The organism is Planotetraspora thailandica, from assembly GCF_016863335.1.
GTDB lineage: Bacteria > Actinomycetota > Actinomycetes > Streptosporangiales > Streptosporangiaceae > Planotetraspora > Planotetraspora thailandica.
Genome location: NZ_BOOR01000014.1, coordinates 1 through 15,670, shown reverse-complemented (window position 1 = coordinate 15,670; position 15,670 = coordinate 1). Strand labels below are relative to the sequence as shown.

The 15,670-nt window shown below is 69.3% G+C and carries 18 protein-coding genes; 11 read left to right on the top strand and 7 right to left on the bottom strand.

Annotation, left to right across the window (positions count from 1 at the left end; genetic code table 11):
• Nucleotides 1–41: 41 nt before the first annotated feature.
• Nucleotides 42–953 carry a proline dehydrogenase family protein gene (locus Pth03_RS12390; RefSeq protein WP_203944362.1) on the top strand — a complete coding sequence of 304 codons (912 nt, stop codon included), beginning with the start codon at nt 42–44 and terminating at the stop codon, nt 951–953.
• Nucleotides 954–1,035: 82 nt separating this feature from the next.
• Entirely contained in the window at nt 1,036–2,709 is a 1,674-nt protein-coding gene (pruA, locus tag Pth03_RS12385) for an L-glutamate gamma-semialdehyde dehydrogenase (protein WP_203944361.1), read from the top strand.
• Between the two features lie 184 nt (nt 2,710–2,893).
• On the opposite strand, the gene Pth03_RS12380 is transcribed toward pruA, so the two are convergent.
• Nucleotides 2,894–3,376: a hypothetical protein gene (locus Pth03_RS12380; RefSeq protein WP_203944360.1), complete on the bottom strand. Its 483-nt coding sequence runs from the start codon at nt 3,374–3,376 to the stop codon at nt 2,894–2,896.
• A 41-nt stretch (nt 3,377–3,417) separates the two neighbouring features.
• Between Pth03_RS12380 and Pth03_RS12375 the strand changes: the two genes are divergently transcribed.
• Genes Pth03_RS12375 through Pth03_RS12365 form a run of 3 tightly spaced genes read left to right on the top strand, consistent with a single transcriptional unit; the run spans nt 3,418 to nt 4,950 of the window.
• Nucleotides 3,418–3,780 carry an ArsR/SmtB family transcription factor gene (locus Pth03_RS12375; protein WP_203944359.1) on the top strand — a complete coding sequence of 121 codons (363 nt, stop codon included), beginning with the start codon at nt 3,418–3,420 and terminating at the stop codon, nt 3,778–3,780.
• Entirely contained in the window at nt 3,764–4,285 is a 522-nt protein-coding gene (locus Pth03_RS12370; protein ID WP_203944358.1) for an SRPBCC family protein, read from the top strand. The genes Pth03_RS12375 and Pth03_RS12370 overlap by 17 nt, the downstream gene beginning before the upstream one ends.
• Nucleotides 4,285–4,950 carry a dihydrofolate reductase family protein gene (locus Pth03_RS12365; RefSeq protein ID WP_203944357.1) on the top strand — a complete coding sequence of 222 codons (666 nt, stop codon included), beginning with the start codon at nt 4,285–4,287 and terminating at the stop codon, nt 4,948–4,950. Before Pth03_RS12370 ends, Pth03_RS12365 begins: the two co-directional genes overlap by 1 nt.
• Nucleotides 4,951–5,086: 136 nt before the next feature.
• On the opposite strand, the gene Pth03_RS12360 is transcribed toward Pth03_RS12365, so the two are convergent.
• Nucleotides 5,087–5,794 (bottom strand): TetR/AcrR family transcriptional regulator, encoded by a 708-nt coding sequence (locus tag Pth03_RS12360; RefSeq protein ID WP_308442345.1) that lies wholly within the window; start codon nt 5,792–5,794, stop codon nt 5,087–5,089.
• An 89-nt stretch (nt 5,795–5,883) separates the two neighbouring features.
• Here Pth03_RS12360 and Pth03_RS12355 point away from each other — a divergent pair, with 89 nt between their 5' ends.
• Nucleotides 5,884–6,885: an aldo/keto reductase gene (locus Pth03_RS12355; RefSeq protein ID WP_203944356.1), complete on the top strand. Its 1,002-nt coding sequence runs from the start codon at nt 5,884–5,886 to the stop codon at nt 6,883–6,885.
• Nucleotides 6,886–6,974: 89 nt separating this feature from the next.
• On the opposite strand, the gene Pth03_RS12350 is transcribed toward Pth03_RS12355, so the two are convergent.
• Nucleotides 6,975–7,364 (bottom strand): RidA family protein, encoded by a 390-nt coding sequence (locus Pth03_RS12350; RefSeq protein WP_203944355.1) that lies wholly within the window; start codon nt 7,362–7,364, stop codon nt 6,975–6,977.
• A gap of 72 nt (nt 7,365–7,436) precedes the next feature.
• Here Pth03_RS12350 and Pth03_RS12345 point away from each other — a divergent pair, with 72 nt between their 5' ends.
• Entirely contained in the window at nt 7,437–8,351 is a 915-nt protein-coding gene (locus Pth03_RS12345) for a LysR family transcriptional regulator (protein WP_203944354.1), read from the top strand.
• A 22-nt stretch (nt 8,352–8,373) separates the two neighbouring features.
• Here Pth03_RS12345 and Pth03_RS12340 read toward each other — a convergent pair whose 3' ends face one another.
• Together Pth03_RS12340 and Pth03_RS12335 are read right to left on the bottom strand one after the other, a co-directional pair.
• A complete protein-coding gene (locus Pth03_RS12340) occupies nt 8,374–9,246 on the bottom strand; it encodes an LLM class F420-dependent oxidoreductase (RefSeq protein WP_203944353.1) in 873 nt (290 codons plus the stop codon).
• Between the two features lie 112 nt (nt 9,247–9,358).
• A complete protein-coding gene (locus Pth03_RS12335; RefSeq protein ID WP_203944352.1) occupies nt 9,359–9,784 on the bottom strand; it encodes a PPOX class F420-dependent oxidoreductase in 426 nt (141 codons plus the stop codon).
• Nucleotides 9,785–9,832: 48 nt separating this feature from the next.
• Between Pth03_RS12335 and Pth03_RS12330 the strand changes: the two genes are divergently transcribed.
• Nucleotides 9,833–9,991, top strand: a complete 159-nt coding sequence (locus Pth03_RS12330) for a hypothetical protein (RefSeq protein WP_203944351.1) — start codon at nt 9,833–9,835, stop codon at nt 9,989–9,991.
• Nucleotides 9,992–10,294: 303 nt separating this feature from the next.
• On the opposite strand, the gene Pth03_RS12325 is transcribed toward Pth03_RS12330, so the two are convergent.
• Together Pth03_RS12325 and Pth03_RS12320 are read right to left on the bottom strand one after the other, a co-directional pair.
• Nucleotides 10,295–12,064 carry a thiamine pyrophosphate-binding protein gene (locus tag Pth03_RS12325; RefSeq protein ID WP_239118975.1) on the bottom strand — a complete coding sequence of 590 codons (1,770 nt, stop codon included), beginning with the start codon at nt 12,062–12,064 and terminating at the stop codon, nt 10,295–10,297.
• A gap of 37 nt (nt 12,065–12,101) precedes the next feature.
• The gene (locus Pth03_RS12320; RefSeq protein ID WP_203944350.1) at nt 12,102–12,875 is read right to left on the bottom strand and encodes a cyclase family protein; all 774 of its coding nucleotides are present in this window, start codon (nt 12,873–12,875) and stop codon (nt 12,102–12,104) included.
• Between the two features lie 345 nt (nt 12,876–13,220).
• On the opposite strand from Pth03_RS12320, the gene dhaK reads away from it, so the two are divergent.
• From dhaK to dhaM, 3 genes are read left to right on the top strand one after another with little or no spacing between them, the layout of a single operon-like run.
• The gene (gene dhaK / locus Pth03_RS12315; RefSeq protein WP_203944349.1) at nt 13,221–14,213 is read left to right on the top strand and encodes a dihydroxyacetone kinase subunit DhaK; all 993 of its coding nucleotides are present in this window, start codon (nt 13,221–13,223) and stop codon (nt 14,211–14,213) included.
• Nucleotides 14,214–14,245: 32 nt separating this feature from the next.
• The gene (gene dhaL / locus Pth03_RS12310) at nt 14,246–14,875 is read left to right on the top strand and encodes a dihydroxyacetone kinase subunit DhaL (RefSeq protein WP_239118974.1); all 630 of its coding nucleotides are present in this window, start codon (nt 14,246–14,248) and stop codon (nt 14,873–14,875) included.
• Entirely contained in the window at nt 14,875–15,270 is a 396-nt protein-coding gene (gene dhaM, locus Pth03_RS12305; RefSeq protein ID WP_239118973.1) for a dihydroxyacetone kinase phosphoryl donor subunit DhaM, read from the top strand. The genes dhaL and dhaM overlap by 1 nt, the downstream gene beginning before the upstream one ends.
• Nucleotides 15,271–15,670 lie beyond the last annotated feature (400 nt).

The window sequence follows — 15,670 nt, the reverse complement described above, 5'->3', positions numbered from 1 at the left end:
GTCGGTGGTTTCGCCATGAGCTGCGGATTTACGCTGGGCGCATGTTCGGTTCCCTGCTTCTGGCCGGGTCGCGGAGCCCGCTCGCGCGCCGCGCGGTGTCGGGATTCCCCCTCACCCGCAAGGTCGTCGAGCGCTTCGTCGCCGGCGAGTCGCCCGATGACGCCGTCACCGCCACGCGCCGCCTGACGGGCGCCGGGCTGGCCGTGACGATCGACCATCTGGGCGAGGAGGTCCGGGACACCCAGGCCACGATCGACGCGGTGAAGGCGTACGTGACCCTGCTCGGCGCCCTGCGCCCGCTGGAGCTCGGCCGCCGCGCCGAGGTGTCGGTGAAGCTGTCGGCCCTCGGGCAGGCCCTCGACGCCCCGATGGCCCTCGACAACGCCCGGCGCATCTGCGAGGCGGCCCGCGACTGCGGCTCCACGGTCACCCTCGACATGGAAGACCACACCACGGTCGACTCGACGCTGGAGATCCTCCGCGCGCTGCGGGAGGACTTCCCCGAGACCGGTGTCGCCATCCAGGCCTACCTGTTCCGCAGCGAGGGCGACTGCCGTGACCTCGCCGGTTCGCGGGTCCGCCTGGTCAAGGGCGCCTACAGTGAGCCCGCCACCGTGGCCTATCAGAAGAAGGCTCACGTCGACATGGCGTACGTGCGGTGCCTGAAGATCCTCATGGAGGGCACCGGCTACCCCATGGTCGCCACGCACGACGACCGGCTGATCGCGATCACCGAGCTGCTCGCCGACCGCAACGACCGTGACCGGGACAGCTACGAGTACCAGATGCTGTACGGGATCAGGACCGACAAGCAGGAGGCCCTCGCCGGCGCGGGCTCCCGGATCCGGGTCTACGTGCCCTACGGCGACGACTGGTACGGCTACTTCATGCGCCGCCTTGCCGAGCGCCCGGCCAACGTCGGATTCTTCCTGCGCTCCCTGCGCGGCAAATAGTCCTCGGGTCCGGTTTGCGGGCCCGGTTTCCCGGGTCCGGCTTACGGATCCTGTTTCGGATCGGCGAGATGAGGGGTCTGCCATGGATGCGATCACCAGTGTTCCGGTACCGGCCAACGAGCCGGTGCGCGGCTACGCGCCCGGCGGGGCCGAGCGCGCCGAGCTCGAAGCCCGGGTGAAGGAGCTCGCGGGAGCCCGGCTCGACCTCACGATGACGATCGGCGGCGAGCGGCGCATGGCCGGCGGCGCGCCGATCGACGTGGTGCAGCCGCACAACCACGCCTCGTTGCTCGGCCGTACGGCGGACGCCACCGCAGCGGACGTCAGGGCGGCGATCGAGGCCGCGGCGCAGGCGGCCCCGGCCTGGCGGGCCATGCCGTTCGAGGACCGGGCCGCGATCTTCCTGCGCGCGGCCGACCTGCTGAGCGGGCCGTGGCGGGCCACGCTGAACGCGTCGACGATCCTCGGCCAGTCGAAGTCGGCGCACCAGGCGGAGATCGACGCGGCGTGCGAGCTGATCGACTTTCTGCGGTTCAACGTGTCCTACGCGCGGCAGCTGCTGACCGAGCAGCCGCTGTCGTCGCCGGGGGTGTGGAACAGGATGGAGTATCGCCCGCTCGAGGGGTTCGTCCTGGCCATCACGCCGTTCAATTTCACATCGATCGCCGGAAATTTGCCGACTTCTGCGGCATTGATGGGAAATGTCGTCGTCTGGAAGCCGTCGCCGACGCAGCAGTTCTCCGCGCACTTCCTGATGCGGCTGTTCGAGGCCGCCGGCCTGCCTCCCGGCGTGATCAACATGGTGACGGGCAACGGCGCCGCGGTCTCCGAGGTCGCGCTGCCGCATCCCGACCTGGCCGGAATCCACTTCACCGGCTCCACCGCGACCTTCCAGCACCTGTGGCGCACCGTCGGTGAGCGCATCGCGGGCTACCGGTCGTACCCGCGGCTCGTGGGCGAGACCGGCGGCAAGGACTTCGTGATGGCCCACCCGTCGGCCTCCCCCGACGTGCTGGCCACCGCCCTGATCAGGGGTGCGTTCGAATACCAGGGCCAGAAGTGCTCGGCGGCGTCCCGGGCGTACGTGCCGCGGTCGGTCTGGTCGCGGATACGCGACGACCTCGTCTCGGCGACCGAGTCGCTCTCGGTGGGTGACGTCGCGGGCGACGTGTCCACCTTCATGGGCGCCGTCATCGACGCGCGGGCGTTCGCCAAGCACAAGGACGCCATCGACCGGGCTCGCGCGACCGCGTCGATCGACGTGCTGACTGGGTCGTACGACGACTCGACCGGATATTTCGTGAAGCCGACCATTGTGGAGTGTTCCGACCCCTCCGACGAGGTCTTCGTCAAGGAGTACTTCGGGCCCATCCTGGCGGTCCACGTCTATGACGACGCGTCGTACGACAGCGTGCTCGACCAGATGGAGAGCGTCTCGCCGTACGCGCTGACCGGGTCGATCATCGCGGAGGACCGGTTCGCCATCGCCGACGCCACCGAGCGCCTGCGGTTCGCCGCCGGCAACTTCTACGTCAACGACAAGCCGACGGGCGCGGTGGTGGGACAGCAGCCGTTCGGCGGGGCGCGGGCCTCGGGCACCAACGACAAGGCCGGGTCGATCTTCAACCTGATCCGGTGGGTCAACGCCCGGACCATCAAGGAGGCCTTCGTCCCTCCGGTCGTCACGCCGCCCTTCCGCGGTGACATCCCGCAGTCCGGCTGGCAGCAGCCGCCCCTCGACACTTTGGGCTACTGACCGCACAACCCCTCTTGCGCGTGATCATGCAGAAGTTCGGGGACGGGTGCGCTGAGCTGCCCCAACCCCGGGGCGTGATCATGCAGAAGTTCGGTCACATGCAGGCCGACCAGCCAAGACGCATATCGTGATCATGCAGAAGTTCGGCGGCATCACCGCCGACCTGGTGTTACTCAAATCATGATCATGCACGACTGGGTCTCGCGGGCCGACCCGCGGCGAACCCGTCGTGCATGATCACGTATTCCTTCATGCCAGGCCGGCGGGCTTTCCTGGCTATCCGCAGTTGAACGTGGTGGCCTGCTGATTCAAGGGTGAACGCCGCCGGGATCGGCGGGCACTGCGGAGCAGGATACGGGCCTGGTAGTGGTCGGGGCTGCGGTAGCCGCGGCCGGTGCGCTTGATGCTGCCGCAGGCGTTCCTTGACGCCCCAGGCCGCGCCGATATCCCCGGTGGGGTCGTCGCGGCCTGGGGCGTCAACGTGATCGAGCCGCCGCAGGACGCGTGCAGACAGCCGGTCGCCGGCACGCAGGAGCAGCATCCGGTGAGCCCAGGCCAGGTCGTCTTTGCGGCCCCGGTGGCCCAGCTGCTCACGAGCCACGCGTTGCCGCACCTTCGTCACGGTCAGGTCGGCAAGCCGGGCCAGCCCGAGCCGGTCGTTGGTCACACAGCCGTTGACGCATTCCGATATAGGCATATGATGGCGCCATGGCACGAGCGGCGACGACCTCGGACGCGTTCAACGCGATCGCCGAGCCGCAGCGGCGGGAGATCCTGGTGCTGCTGCGGGGCGGCGAGCGGCCCGTGACCGAACTGGCGCAGGACCTGGGGATGAGCCAGCCGCAGGCGTCCAAGCACCTGCGGGTGCTCCGGGAGGTCGGGCTGGTGCGGGTCCGCGGAGCGGGCAAGCAGCGGTTGTACGGCCTGGACGCCCGCGGGCTGCGGCCGCTGCACGAGTGGCTGGGCGGCTTCGAGCGGTTCTGGAGCGGGAGCTTCGACCGGCTGGACGAGTACGTCCAGGACCTGAAACAGGCAAGGCGAGAGGAACCACCGGATGGCGACGACCAGTAGCGGCGGCGAGCCCGAACACGCGACCGCGGACCGCGAGATCGTGATGTCCCGGGTCATCGGCGCCCCACGGGAGCTGGTGTTCGAAGCGTTCACGCAGGTCCGGCACCTGTCGCGGTGGTGGGGACCGGAGGGGTTCTCCACCACCACGCGGTCCTTCGAGTTCCGCGTCGGCGGGGCCTGGGACTTCGTGATGCACGGGCCGGACGGGACCGACTACCAGGAGTGGATCACCTGGCGGGAGATCGTCCCGCCGGAACGGATCGCCCTGCTGCACGGCGAGTCCCGCGACGACCCCAACGCCTTCGAGTCGGTCCTGGCCTTCGAGCCGGCCGGCGCCGAGACCCGGATCGTGATGCGCACGATGTTCCCCACCAAGGAACTCCGCGACGAGGCGGTGGAGAAGTACCACGCGATCGAGGGCGGCGAGCAGACCCTGCGCAACCTGGCGGCCTACGTCGCCGAACTCACCTGGAACGAGACCACGCCGAAGGGAACGGAGGGCTGATGGCCGGGAAGGTGTTCTTCAGCGTGACGATGTCGCTCGACGGCTTCATGGCGCCGGAGGCCGTGCCCGTCGAGGACGTCTTCTCGCCCGAAGGTCAGAACGACCCGAGGGTCCAGCGCTGGATGACGAAGTGGTCGGAGCTGCAGGCGTGGGCGTTCCCGCAGCGGTGGTTCCGGGAGAACCTCAAGCTCGGCGAGGGCGGCGAGGAAGGACTCGACAACGACATCGCTCGGGCGACGTACGAGCGCACCGGCGTGAGTGTCATGGGCAAGCGCATGTTCGACGCCGGCGAGCCGGCATGGCCGGAGGAGGCGCCGTTCCACACCCCGGTGTTCGTCGTCACCCACACCAAGCGTGACCCGTGGGAGCGGCCGGGCGGCACGACCTTCCACTTCGTCAACGACGGCATCTCCAGCGCACTGGACCAGGCCCGCGAGGCCGCCGGCGACCGCGACGTCCGCATCGCCGGCGGCGCCGAGACGATCCAGGAGTACCTGGACAGCGGCCTGATCGACGAGTTCTCGATCACCCTCGCGCCCGTGCTGTTCGGCACCGGCATCCGCCTGTTCGACCGCGTGGACCCGGCCCGCCTCGCCCTCGACCAGACCCGCACGGACGCATCATCCCGGGTGACCCACCTGACCTACACCGTCGGGAAGCGGTAGCCGGCGCACCACGCCGGCCAGCGCCCCACCCCGCGGCCCAGGGTCGCGCGGGGTGAGGCGTTGGCCCGGCCGAGTACGGGCACCGCTCAGCACGCCCGGCGCCGAACTTCTGCATGATCACCACAAGGAGGGGTGATCACCACGAGTGGGAGATGCGGTCGAGCCATTCGGTCAGCAGGTGCCGCTCTCCGGGGCTCAACGTGTCCTCGGCCTCGGACAGCACCGCCTTCAGCGCTACGGCATGGACGGCGCTCGGCCGCCCTGCTCCGGAAGCCCGCGGCCCCTCCGTGATCACCGCGGCGAGGATCGCCTCCCGCGTACGCTCCGACAATTCCGGATCGCGGCTTTCCGGAGGCGTGCCGATCAGGGTGAGCGTGACTCCGCACCCGGCCGAGTGAATCATCTGCGCCGCCCGTTCCACCCCGACCGCCAGCCGCCCGGCCTTGGCCACCCTTTCCACCAGGCCGATCAAGATCTCGGCGGCTTTCTTCGCCGCCTCCGATTCGGTGCCCGACACCGGCTGGCCGTACATGAGCTTGTAGAACTCGGGGTTGGCCACCCCGAATCCCACGTGCGCGTCCCAGCCTTCACGCAGGTCGTCGACCGGGTCGGCCGCATGCGGGCGATTGATCTTCTTGTCGAGATAGGCCTGGAAGCCGTACGACACGACCGCGTCGAGCAACCCCTGCATGTCGCCGAAAATCCGGTAGATGGCGGGCGGTTGTACATGTGCCGCATTGCTGACGCCGCGGGTCGAGACGGCCTCGCGGCCTCCCTCCGCCAGAAGACCGGCGGCCGCCGCCACGATGCGCTCTCTGGTCGCCGATCGGTCATCCACACCCATGTATCAACGATACCAGCCTCGTGTTATCGTCGTAAATATCAGTGATATCAATTTTCCGATATCAGCGAAAACATGACGGAGGCACAGCCATGCGCGCACGCACACTCGGATCCACCGGCCCCACCGTCTCGGCGCTCGGGCTCGGTGCGATGGGGATGTCCGACCTGTACGGCCCGGCCGACGAGGCCGAGAGCATCGCGACCGTCCACGCGGCGCTGGACGCCGGCGTCACATTGATCGACACCGCCGACTTCTACGGTTCTGGCCACAACGAGATGCTCATCAGGGACGCGCTGCGGTCGCGCGACCGTGACCAGGTCGTCCTCAGCGTGAAGTTCGGATCCCGCCGTGATCCGTCGGGCGCCTTTCAGCCCGTCCCCACCGACGTCGACCCCTCCGCGGTGAAAGACCGGCTGGCCTTCACCTTGCGACGGCTGGGAACCGATCACGTCGACATCTACCGGCCGGCCCGGCTGAACCCGAACGTGCCCATCGAGGACACCGTGGGCGCCATCGCCGAGATGGTCCAGGCCGGCCACGTCCGCCACATCGGGTTGTCGGAGGTCGGCGCGCAGACGCTGCGCCGGGCGGCCGACGTGCACCCGATCAGCGACCTGCAGTTCGAATACTCGCTCCTGTCCCGCGGCATCGAGGCCGAGATCCTGCCGACCGCGCGCGAACTCGGCATCGGCGTCACCGCGTACGGCGTGCTATCGCGGGGGCTGCTGTCCGGGCACTGGAGCGCGGAGCGCGAGCTCACGGCGGGCGACTTCCGCGGCATCAGTCCCCGATTCCAGGGCGACAACCTGGCGGCGAACCTCGCCCTGGTCGAGGCGCTACGGCAGGTGGCGGAGGGATTGAAGGCCTCCGTCGCCCAGGTGGCCATCGCGTGGGTCGCCTCGCGGGGTGAGGACATCGTGCCCCTCGTCGGCGCCCGCCGCCGCGACCGCCTGGCGGAGTCGCTGGCCGCCGCCGACCTGGTGCTGTCGCCGGCCGACCTCACCGCGATCGAGCAGGCCGTGCCCGCGGGCTCGGCCTCGGGCACACGCTACGCGGAGGTGTTCCTGAAGACGATGGACAGCGAGCGCTGACCCTCCCGGCCGGGCGTGCTCAGCCGTACGGCCATGCGGGACGCTTCCCGGGCTGTTCCGCAGCCGCCCGAGGCCGGCGGTCGCGGCTCTCAGGCCACGCGACGGCGGGCGTCGACCTCGATCTCGATCTTCATGCGGGGGTCGGCGAGGCCGCACACCATCATGGTCGCGGCCGGCCGTACCTCGCCGAAGCGAGCGCGCAGAACCGGCCAGCATGGCTCGAAATCCGCGCGCTCGGGCAGGAGATAGCGCACGCGGACGACGTCGGCGAGCGAGCAGCCGGCCTCGGCCAGCGCCGCCTCGATGTTCCGCAGGCATTGCTCGGCCTGTTCGACCACGTCGTCAGAGATCGTCATCGTCGCGTAGTCGAATCCGGTGGTCCCGGAAACGTGCACCCATTCGCCGTCGGCCACCGCTCGCGCGTAACCGATCTGCTCCTCGAACGTCGAACCACTCATGATCGAGTACCGCTTCGCCATGGGTGGAACCGTAGGCGATCTGCGGTTATACGTCTAATACGCTCAAATGCATCGCATGATATCTCTACGCGTATGAACCGTCCCGAGCTCGCGCTCCAGCAACTGCACGCCTTCGCCGTACTCGCGGAAGAACTGCATTTCGGACGTGCCGCCGAACGGCTCGGCATCGCGCAGCCGCCGCTGAGCCAGCAGATCCGCAGGCTGGAGCAGAAGGTCGGGCACCCGCTGTTCACCCGAGGTCCCGGACAGGTCGCGCTCACCTCGGCCGGGCACGAACTCCTTCCGTCCGCGCGGCGGGCCCTCGACGAGGTCGCCCACGGCCTCGACGCGGCCAGGCGGGCGGGAGACGGCGAGGCCGGGCGGATCCGCGTCGGCTTCTCCGCCTCGCTCGCGCTGACCGTTCTCCCGGCGCTCCTGCGCTCCTACCGTGAGCGCCATCCCAACGTGGACATGGAGATCACCGAAATGACGACGGCGGCGCAGACGGCCGCACTGAAGGACCACGTGATCGATGTCGGGCTTCTCCGCGACCCGGCGCCCGACGAGCCGGGGACGGTGTCCGAGCCGATCCTGTCCGAGGAGTTCGTCGCGATCCTGCCCGCCGCGCATCCGCTCGCCACGCTTCGCGTCGTCCCCTTGGGTGCGCTGGCCGGCGAGACGTTCGTGCTGCTGCCGCGTGCCGCGGGGCCCGGGCTGCACGACCGAATCGTCGACATGTGCCGTGAGGCGGGCTACGAGCCCCGGATCGGCCAGCGCGCGGTGGAATGGCAGACCGTCTGCGCGCTCGTCGAGGCGGGGCTCGGCGTGTCGCTCGCCCCGGCGGGCATCCGCCGTATCCGGCTCAAGGGGGTGGCGTGCCGGCGCATCGAGCCGGACTCCGCCCGGACCGTCGTCGCGGTGAGCCGGCGACGTGACGACGCCGGCCCCCTGGTGGCCCAGTTCATCGACGCCGTCCGGGAACGTCACGGCCCCGTTGAGGGACCATGACGCTCCTCCGCGACGCCGTACGTCACAGAGCGGCGACGGCGGGGACGACCTCGTTGCCGATGGTCTCGAGGGGCTCGATCCGGTGGACGTCCTTCACCATGCCGATGGCGAGGCTGAATCCCATTTCCGCGAACCCGCCGAGGTCGTCGACGATCTTCTGGGCGTTCTCCCCCTTCTCGCCGATGTCGTAGATGTAATAGACGGTCTTCTGGATGTCGTCGTAGTCGCGGCCCTCCGCCTCGCAGTGCGCCCGGAGCACGTCGAGCTTCCTGGCCAGGTCGGGGCCGGGGAACAGGTTGCACGCCTGGGCGTAGCGGGCGACCAGCTTCAGGGTCTTCTTCTCACCGCCGCCGCCGATGAGGATCGGGGGGTGCGGCCGGGTCAGCGGCTGCGGGGCGTTGAGCGGGCGCTCCAGCTGATAGTGCTTGCCCTTGTACGGTTCATCCCCATCCGCCCACATCCGCAGGACGATCTGGACCGCCTCTTCGAGCCGTTCGAGCCGTTCACCCGCCGGCGGGAACGGGAAGCCCAAACCGCGCGATTCCTCGTCGTTCCACGCCGCGCCGATCCCGAGCCAGGCACGGCCGCCGGAGAGCACGTCGAGCGTTGAAATGATCTTCCCGAGCAGTCCAGGCCGGCGATAGGTCACGCCGGTGACGAGTGTCAGCAGCTTGGCCCGGCTGGTGTGGGCGGCCAGATAACCGAGGGTGGTGTACGCCTCCAGCATGTCGTTCTCGGACGGCCCGACCGACCGGATCTGGAAGAAGTGGTCCATCACGGCGATCGCGTCGAATCCGGCGTCGTCAGCGGTCTTCGCGATCGCCGCCAGGTCGGCGCCGAGGGTCGCCGGCCCACCGGGGAACGTGAAATTGGGGATCTGCAGTCCAACCTTCATTAAAACCTCCCATTACATGCTTACACCTTCTCAGCACATAAGGGGAAGCTCCTCCGGTTATCGGATTGCGCCCGGCGCGACGAGCGGTCCATCACGCGAAGAAGCCTGCGAGTCAGACGGCGAGCCCCCTTTGGGCGATCACGCGGTCGGCGTGGAGCCGTACGAGCAGCTCACCCGGCACGCCGTTACGCTCGCCGAACTCCTCGGCCCGGCCGGCGCCCATGTAACGGCCGCCGAGGACGGTCGCCCAGCAAAGCAGGTCGTCGAGGTCCGACGACAGCGTGACCTCCCCCTCGATCACCACGAAGGAGTACGGCGGGCGGTCGTCGTCGACGGACATCGCGGCCCGGGGGTCGCGCGCGAGCGCCCTGCCTTTGACGCCGGTCTCCGACGTGGTGAACACCACGTCGTCGCCGTCGAGGACGAACCAGACGGGCGTCACGTGCGGCCGCCCGTCGGCCCGGGTGACCGCCAGCTTTCCCGTACGCGTGCCCGTCATCACGAAGTCACGCCACTCGGCGTCAGTCATGGTCTCCATGTCCCCAAAGTACGCATCCCTCCCTCAGGGAGCGATCACGTCACGGCCATGGAGCAGGTGATCAGTCCCCTCTTTGGTGGTGCCTTTTTGGTGGTGCCTTTTTTGGTGGTGATCATGCAGAAGTTCGAGCGCGTGCGCCGTGACCTGGCCCACCCCCTTGGCGTGATCATGCAGAAGTTCGCCGGCATGCCCACTGACGTGCGGTGATTCATGTCGTGATCATGCAGAAGTTCGGCGCCGTGCCGTACGACCTGGGCAAAGGTCAATCGTGATCATGCAGAAGCACCACCGATGCCCCGGCCCGTCGATGCGCAATCACGGACCGGCCTGAGGCTTGTGCATGATCACGAAGAGCGTTTCGCCAGGCAGGGCGGTGCTTGGACGAACTTCTGCATGATCACGAAACTCATCGCGCCTGGTCATCGTGCATGAACACGAAGTTCTGCATGATCACGACCCGGGGGTGGGCAGCTCACGGGGCCTCCTCGCGAACTTCTGCATGATCACGGGTCAGTGGCCGCGGAAAGCCTCTTCGAGCCACCAGGACGCTTTGTCGGCGGTCACCTTGGCGTGGATCACCAGCGGCTTGTCCCTCGGGCCCTTGAGCCATTCGGCGACGTCCCCCAGGTCGGCCCTCTCCCCCACGGTCACCGCGTCGCAGCCGAAGCCCCGGGCGATCTCCGCGATGTCGGCCGGAGGGAACCTGACCGTGTCGAGCGGGAACCCGTCCGGCCCGAAGTGGTGCACCTCGGCCCCGTACCCCTGGTCGTCGTACACCACCGCGACCATCGGGAGGCCGAGCCGTACGACCGTCTCGAGCTCGCCCACGCTCATCAGCAGGCCGCCGTCGCCCAGCGCGGCGACGGGCAGCCGGTCGGGCCTGGCCAGCGCGGCCCCGACGGCGGTCGCCAGGCCGAGCCCGACCGACTGGAACGCCTGGGTGAAGCAGAAGCCGCTCCCGTCGGGAACCGACAAGAACATCGTCGGGTAGCCCATGAAGTTGCCCGAGTCGACGGACACGACCCTCTCCTCGGGCAGAAGGTCGTCCAGCTCGATCGAGAGCGTCCGGGGGTCGATCCTGCCCTCTCCGCTCAGGTCCTGGTACGGAACGTCCCTCCAGCGGACCTCACGGGCGATCCTGGCCTCGAGTTCGCGGCTGCGGTACCCGTGTTCCGGCCCGGAAGCCTCCCCGGGCAGCAGGTCGCGGACCGCGCGGGCGGTCTCCCGCACGTCTCCGACCACGCCCAGGTCGACGGGGCGGTTGACGCCGATGGCGTCGGCGTCGATGTCGACCTGGACGACCTTGGTGTCCGGGCCGATCAACGTGCCGTGCCGGGTCGTCCACATCGTGAAGGAACAGCCCCATCCGACGACGAGGTCCGCCGCGCCGACGAGCTCGGCCGTCAGCGGAGAGGCGAAGCCGCCGCTCACGTCGAGGTCCCAGGGGCTGCCGTGGAAGTGCCCCTTGGCCACCGCCGACGTGGCGAACAGCGCTCCGACGCGCTCTCCCAAAGCCTCGAGCTCCTTGCGGGAGCCCCGCGCGCCGCGTCCGGCCAGGAACACCGGGCGCTCGGCCGCGGCCAGCAGGGCCGCCAGTTCCGCCATGGCTCCGGAGGCGCCGGACCTCTCCGCCGGCGATGAGGACTCCGCCTCGTCGGAGCCGGATTCCCCCGCGCCCGGGAAGGTCAGCCCCCACGGAGGGGGCACCAGCCCCGCCGCCTCCTGACGCCGGCTCCCACCTCCGGCTCGCAGTTCCTGTACGGCGTGCACGACGTCGTCGGGCAGTTCCTCGGCCTGAACGTCGAGAGGCAGGTTGAGCAGCACCGTCCGCCGGCCCAGCAGGGCGGCGAGGTAGGCCATGACGGTGTCGTCCACCACGGTCTCCGCCGATCCGACGCGGGTCCCGTGGGCTCCGACGGCCGCCGCCAGCGCCGCCTGGTCGATGCGGAAGTTCGACCGCGGCGAGGTCGCCTCTGCGGCCAGGACCAGCAACGGCGTACGGCTCTTGGCCGCCTCCGTTATGCCGGTCAGCGCGTTGGTCAGGCCGGGTCCCTGATGCACGGTGAGCACGGCGACCGTGCCACTCATCCGGGCGTAGGCGTCGGCCATGGTCGCCGCGCCGCCCTCGTGGCGCGCGGCGACGTAGCGGACGCCGTGCTCGGTCAGGGCGTTGGTCACATGGAAGTTCCCGCTTCCGACCACGCCGAAGGCGGTGCGCACGCCAAGGGAGGCGAGCACCGCTCCGACGGCCTCGGCGACGTTCATGGGTCCCCCGCTCATCTGTCGGCTGTCATCTGTCTGCGGTCGCGGTCTGCTGCTATCTCTCGACCAGGGCGAGCACACGCGTCGGGCTGCCGGAGCCGCCGACGATCGGCAGCGGGCCCGCGACCACGACGGCCCCCGTCGCCGGCAGCTTGTCGAGGTTGCGCAGCTGGGTCAGGCCGTACTTGCCCGCGCCGAGCAGGAACGAGTGGCAGGGGAAGGCCGGGTCGAACGAGTGCGCGGCGCCGGCGTCGGTGCCGACGGTCTCGACGCCCAGGCCGGCGATGGGGGTCTCCTCGGCCAGGTAGCGCGCGCATTCGACGGAGATGCCCGGCGTGTGGGGACCGGTCTCGTCGGCGTTCAGGAACTCGGCCTGGTCGTGGGCCCTGGCGTCCCAGCCGGTCCGGTAGAGCAGCCAGCCGCCGTCCGGCAGCGGCCCGTGCTCTTCCTCCCACTGCTTGACGTGGTCGATCTCCAGGAGGAAGTCGGGGTTCTGACGGGCCTCGGCGACGAAGTCGAGCACGACGGCGGGGGCGATGAGCTTGGAGGCGGCGACCTGGGAGACGTCCTCCCCGTCCCTGGCCGTCGCCCAGTGGTTCGGCGCGTCGAAGTGTGTGCCCACGTGCTCGCCGGTCGTGAAGTTGTTCCAGTACCAGGCCGGGCCGCGGTCGTCGTACCGGCTGATCTCCTGGAGCGTGAAAGGCACCGTCTGCCCGAAGGGCTCGGGCAGCAGCAGGATCGGCGTCGTCCCGCTCAGCGGCGCGGTGAGGTCGAGCACCTCGATTCCACCGCTTCGGATGCCCTGTACGAGCTCGTGCAACACCGACATGCCGTCTCCAATCCGATCAGGGTGAAAAGATCCTCCTACACACCCTGTGCCGTACGCCAGATCAGACCGCACTCGGCTGTCTTTCAGCGCAGTCATGACTTCTCTTAAGAGTCATATGCCAGGAAGAAACATCATCAGCATGCAGACCACATTAAGAATTCGGACTTATTGGCATAAAAAGACATTGGGCATAGCATCGGGAGGCCTGGCCTCATATGACAGCACCGGCGTCCCGGCGTGGACCGGCTCGGTCCGGCACGCACGGCGCCGAGAGCCCTCCCCGTGGCTCGCCGTATCGCTGGCCGGGCAGGAGTGGGCCATGAGAGCGACAAGGACGGCGTGGTCATGAAGAAGCTCATCAACAGCGTCGACGCGGTGGTCACCGACACCCTGCGCGGCATCGCCGCCGCGCACCCCTCCCTCCGGGTGGACGTCGAGAACAAGGTGATCTACCGCGCCGACGCCCCCCACCAGGGCAAGGTCGGGCTCGTCTCCGGCGGCGGATCGGGGCACGAGCCGCTTCACGGCGGTTTCGTCGGGTACGGCATGCTCGACGCGGCCTGCCCCGGAGAGGTTTTCACCTCCCCCGTCCCCGACCAGATGATCGAGGCGTCCAAGGGTGTGGACGGCGGAGCCGGCGTGCTCCACATCGTCAAGAACTACACCGGCGACGTGCTCAACTTCGAGATGGCCGCCGAGCTGTGCGCCGACGAGGGCATCGAGGTGGCCAGCGTGCTGGTCAACGACGACGTCGCCGTGCAGGACTCCCTGTACACCGCCGGCCGCCGTGGCACCGGGGCCACCCTCTTCGTGGAGAAGATCGCAGGCGCCCTCGCGGAGACCGGCGCCCCCCTCGCCGAGGTCGCCCGCGTCGCCAAGGAGGTCAACGAGCGCAGCCGGTCGTTCGGCGTCGCACTGACCGCAGGCACGGTCCCCGCCGCCGGCAGGCCGACGTTCGAGCTGCCCGACACCGAGATCGAGCTCGGCATCGGCATCCACGGCGAGCCCGGCCGTACGCGCACCTCCCACCGCGAGGCCCGCGAGATCGCGCGGCTGGCCCTCGACGCCATCGACGACGACGTGGCCCTCTCGGGCGACACCCTCGTGCTCCTCAACGGCATGGGCGGCACCCCGCTGATGGAGCTCTACATCGTGTACGCCGAGGTCGCCGCCTACCTCGAGGAGAAGGGCGCCAGAGCCGTACGCAGCCTGGTGGGCAACTACGTCACCAGCCTCGACATGCAGGGCTTCTCGGTCAGCGTCTGCCGACTGACCGATGAGCTCACCCGGCTGTGGGACGCTCCGGTGGAGACGCCGGGGCTGCGCTGGGGCCGCTGACCGACGACGAGCACAGTTCTGAGGAGTTCTTGTTGGACACGTCCTTCTTCCTCGCATGGATCAACGCGATCGCGACAGCCGTACAGGCCGAGCGGGACCACCTCACCCAGCTCGACGCCGCGATCGGCGACGCCGACCACGGCGCCAACCTGGACCGGGGCTTCGCGGCGGTACGGCAGGCCCTGACCGACGCGCCTCCGCAGACGCCCGGGGCCGTGCTGACGGCGGCCGGGTCGGCGCTGATCCGCAAGGTCGGAGGGGCCTCCGGCCCGTTGTACGGCACGGCCTTCCGGCAGATGGGCCGGTCGCTGGGCGACGCCGCCGAGATCACGCCTGAGGCGCTGGCCGCCGGTCTCGAGGCGGCCCTCGCCGGGATCCAGAAGCTCGGCGGCGCCGCAGAGGGCGACAAGACCCTGGTGGACGCGCTCGCTCCCGCCGTCCGGGCGCTGGGCCGAGCCGTACAGGACGGGACGAAGCTGACGGACGCGCTGGCCGCCACCGAGGCGGCGGCCCAGGAGGGTGCGCGGGCCACCGTTCCGCTGGAGGCGCGCAAGGGGCGGGCGAGCTATCTCGGGCCTCGCAGCGTCGGGCACGAGGATCCGGGAGCCGCCTCCACGGTGCTGATCTTCGCCGCACTGCGCGAGGCCGCGGGGCAGGCGTGATGGACGCCCAGCCGGAGGCGATGGTCGGAATCGTCCTGGTCTCGCATAGTGCGGGCCTCGCCGAGGAGGTGGCGGAACTCGTCCGCCAGATCGGCGGGGCCGAGGTGCCCGTCGCGGCGGCCGGGGGCACCGACGACGGCGGCCTCGGGACAAGCCTGGACAAGGTGAGCGCCGCGATCGAACGTGTGGACCGGGGTGCGGGGGTCATCCTCATCCCCGACCTCGGCAGTTCGGTGCTGACGGCCAAGCTGGTCGAGGAGCCGGGTTCCGTGGTGATCGCCGACGTGCCGTTCGTGGAGGGCGCCATATCGGCGGCGGTGACCGCGGGGACGGGGGCGCCGCTGGCCGGAGTGCTCGCCGCCGCCGAAGAAGCCCGGACCTTCCACAAACTCTGACCCCCGAGGAGCGAGACCAGGGAGCGGGAATTTAGCCGTGATCATGCAGAAGTTCGGCGGATGGGTGGCTGAGGTGCGCAAACCCAAGCCGTGATCATGCAGAAGTTCGGAGACATGCCCCGCCACCTGCACCGTCACCAATCGTGATCATGCAGAAGTTCGCCGGGATGCGCCGTAACCAGGCCTTTGATCGTTCGTGATCATGCAGTGCCCGGACCCTGCATGATCACGCCCTGAATCACGCCAGGCCACCTGGCATCTTCGCGAACTTCTGCATGATCACGAGCTGCGTTTCCGCAGTTCAAGCACCCACCGACCGAACTTCTGCATGATCACGGCTTGGGTTTGCGCACCTCAGCCACCCATCCGCCGAACTTCTGCATGATCACGCCCCAGGGTC

What these genes read in the sequence shown, in the direction of transcription:
- Pth03_RS12390 (WP_203944362.1), top strand. Translation starts at nt 42, where the DNA reads ATGTTCGGTTCCCTGCTTCTGGCCGGGTCGCGGAGCCCGCTCGCGCGC.
- pruA (WP_203944361.1), top strand. Translation starts at nt 1,036, where the DNA reads ATGGATGCGATCACCAGTGTTCCGGTACCGGCCAACGAGCCGGTGCGC.
- Pth03_RS12375 (WP_203944359.1), top strand. Translation starts at nt 3,418, where the DNA reads ATGGCACGAGCGGCGACGACCTCGGACGCGTTCAACGCGATCGCCGAG.
- Pth03_RS12370 (WP_203944358.1), top strand. Translation starts at nt 3,764, where the DNA reads ATGGCGACGACCAGTAGCGGCGGCGAGCCCGAACACGCGACCGCGGAC.
- Pth03_RS12365 (WP_203944357.1), top strand. Translation starts at nt 4,285, where the DNA reads ATGGCCGGGAAGGTGTTCTTCAGCGTGACGATGTCGCTCGACGGCTTC.
- Pth03_RS12360 (WP_308442345.1), bottom strand. Translation starts at nt 5,794, where the DNA reads ATGGGTGTGGATGACCGATCGGCGACCAGAGAGCGCATCGTGGCGGCG.
- Pth03_RS12355 (WP_203944356.1), top strand. Translation starts at nt 5,884, where the DNA reads ATGCGCGCACGCACACTCGGATCCACCGGCCCCACCGTCTCGGCGCTC.
- Pth03_RS12350 (WP_203944355.1), bottom strand. Translation starts at nt 7,364, where the DNA reads ATGGCGAAGCGGTACTCGATCATGAGTGGTTCGACGTTCGAGGAGCAG.
- Pth03_RS12345 (WP_203944354.1), top strand. Translation starts at nt 7,437, where the DNA reads ATGAACCGTCCCGAGCTCGCGCTCCAGCAACTGCACGCCTTCGCCGTA.
- Pth03_RS12340 (WP_203944353.1), bottom strand. Translation starts at nt 9,246, where the DNA reads ATGAAGGTTGGACTGCAGATCCCCAATTTCACGTTCCCCGGTGGGCCG.
- Pth03_RS12335 (WP_203944352.1), bottom strand. Translation starts at nt 9,784, where the DNA reads ATGGAGACCATGACTGACGCCGAGTGGCGTGACTTCGTGATGACGGGC.
- Pth03_RS12330 (WP_203944351.1), top strand. Translation starts at nt 9,833, where the DNA reads ATGGAGCAGGTGATCAGTCCCCTCTTTGGTGGTGCCTTTTTGGTGGTG.
- Pth03_RS12325 (WP_239118975.1), bottom strand. Translation starts at nt 12,064, where the DNA reads ATGAGCGGGGGACCCATGAACGTCGCCGAGGCCGTCGGAGCGGTGCTC.
- Pth03_RS12320 (WP_203944350.1), bottom strand. Translation starts at nt 12,875, where the DNA reads ATGTCGGTGTTGCACGAGCTCGTACAGGGCATCCGAAGCGGTGGAATC.
- dhaK (WP_203944349.1), top strand. Translation starts at nt 13,221, where the DNA reads ATGAAGAAGCTCATCAACAGCGTCGACGCGGTGGTCACCGACACCCTG.
- dhaM (WP_239118973.1), top strand. Translation starts at nt 14,875, where the DNA reads ATGGACGCCCAGCCGGAGGCGATGGTCGGAATCGTCCTGGTCTCGCAT.